This window comes from Synechocystis sp. LEGE 06083 (assembly GCF_015207725.1).
Lineage (GTDB): Bacteria > Cyanobacteriota > Cyanobacteriia > Cyanobacteriales > Microcystaceae > Synechocystis > Synechocystis salina.
Genome location: NZ_JADEWJ010000410.1, coordinates 1 through 1,983, shown reverse-complemented (window position 1 = coordinate 1,983; position 1,983 = coordinate 1). Strand labels below are relative to the sequence as shown.

Below are 1,983 nucleotides of genomic sequence, written 5' to 3'. Positions count from 1 at the left end.
TGGAGTTTACCCTGCTTCAAACTATCTGGGATTGATGCTGTGTCTAAATTCCCTAGGGATAAATTTTGCAGTTGAAAATGGCCTTGCCATTGCCCCCCTTGGTAAACAAAGTCTTCGGTTTTAACTAATCCCCCCGCTAGGGCAAAATTGCCTTGGGCCTGGGCTTGCCAAGTACGGGGTTCGGATAATTTTCCCGTGATTTGAGCTTGCCCTGATAGGGGTAACACTGGGGGCAATGGCAAGGCCATTTTCAACTGCAAAATTTATCCCTAGGGAATTTAGACACAGCATCAATCCCAGATAGTTTGAAGCAGGGTAAACTCCAGGCCCAGGTGTGGGCCCAGGGAAATCAACAATATCAGTCGCCGTTGCAATTACAGGGCCAAGGGCAAGTGACTTTACCCCAGGGTGCAGTGGCGATCGACCAATTTCAACTCCAGGGGAAACAATGGCAAGGGGTGTTTGCGGCGAAAAATATTGCCTTGGCAACCTTGCCCGGTATGGATGGATCCTGGTCAGGAACTTTAGCTGGCAACTGGACTGGTAAAGGGCACCTTGACCAACCCATGCACCAATGGAATTTGGCCGGTTCGGGGCAATGGCGCTCTCCCAAGGGAACGGTGGACATCCAACAATTTACTTTGGGGGAGGAAAACTTCACCGCCCAACTGAGCACGGAGAGCATAGATTGGCAGGCTTTGCGGATCAGCCAACCGGGGCAGGTGGCGGGGAAATTGAAGTTAACGGGGCAATGGACTGGGGAAACAGCTCAGTTAAAAAACTTAAAAGGAAATTTGACTAGCTCCCAGGGGTGGCAATTATTATCGGACCCCGTCACTGTGGCCTTTGACTGGCAGGGTTCCCAGCTTAAATTGAGCCAACTCCGTAGCAAGGGTTTGCAAGCCCAGGGAAATGTCCAAATTGCCATTGCTGACGTTAAACCTGGTTTTAATTTCCAAGCGGGAATAAAAGCCATGGACCTCCAGGTGGAAACCACAGGGTTACCCCTAGACAAAATCATTCCCGCTCCCCAGGCAGCTCCATGGTCGGGAAATTTAGATTTTAAGGGGCAGGTGACTGGCTCTGGCCCCCAACCCCAATGGCAAGGAGAATTGGCGGTGCACCGTTTGCAGTTAGGGGAGTTTAAGTTTGCGTCCCTTTTAAGCGGTGAGGTGAAAAAAGATCTGCAAGGCGTACAATTAGCTCTCCATGGGGAAGGAGAACAAATTCGCCTCAGTTTAGACCCTACACAACAACCCACAGCGGTGTTATGGGAGCGGGGCCCATGGCAACTAGCAGGGCAAAAACAGGCTAACCAGTGGTCTTTAACGGCCCGTTCTTTGCCTCTGGACGCTTTACAAAATAGTCTGCCCTTAGCCCTAACCCTTGTGTCTAATGGGGACAATTCTTTAACCGATTCCTTGGCAAAACTCCAGAGTCAACCTTGGGGAGGACAACTATCGGGGCATTTTCAGCTTGACCTGGCCGAAAAAACGGCGATCGCCACTAGGGTTAATATCCAGCAACCCCGTTGGGGCAATTTTAGTGCCCAGGATTTGGCTGGTAATTTTAGCTACGGCCAGGGGCAATTAACGGTGGACAGTGGTCGTTTGCGCCATGGCCAGAGTACGGTTTTAATCCAGGGGCAAGCTGATTTCCAAGGCAATCAACCCCAGTGGGGCGGGGAAATTAGTTTCCGTCAAAGCCGGATTGAAGATGTTTTAACGGCTCTGCAACTGTTCACCTGGGAAGATTTTGGTCGGGGTTTTCAGCCTCCCTCTTATGGCACAGCGAAGGATCTGTACGGTGCCATGGGGCAAGATTTAGACCAAGAAAATTTGCCGCCGTTGGTTAGTGTGGGCAATGCCCTGGACGACCTGGCGACTCAATTTAAGCAACTGGCCCTGAGTGAAACTAGCTTGACGTCAACGGAGACGAATCAGGACTCTTTACCAGATTTAGACCAACTGCAGGGACAATTGC

Annotated in this window: 1 protein-coding gene and 1 pseudogene; one reads left to right on the top strand and one right to left on the bottom strand. The window is 50.8% G+C overall.

Annotated features, from left to right (window positions below; genetic code table 11):
• Nucleotides 1-260 (bottom strand): hypothetical protein (locus IQ219_RS19205; RefSeq protein WP_194073675.1); only part of this gene is annotated, 260 nt, incomplete at its 3' end.
• Nucleotides 261-305: 45 nt separating this feature from the next.
• Between IQ219_RS19205 and IQ219_RS19200 the strand changes: the two are divergent.
• Nucleotides 306-1,983: pseudogene (locus IQ219_RS19200) on the top strand (hypothetical protein); the annotation flags it as partial.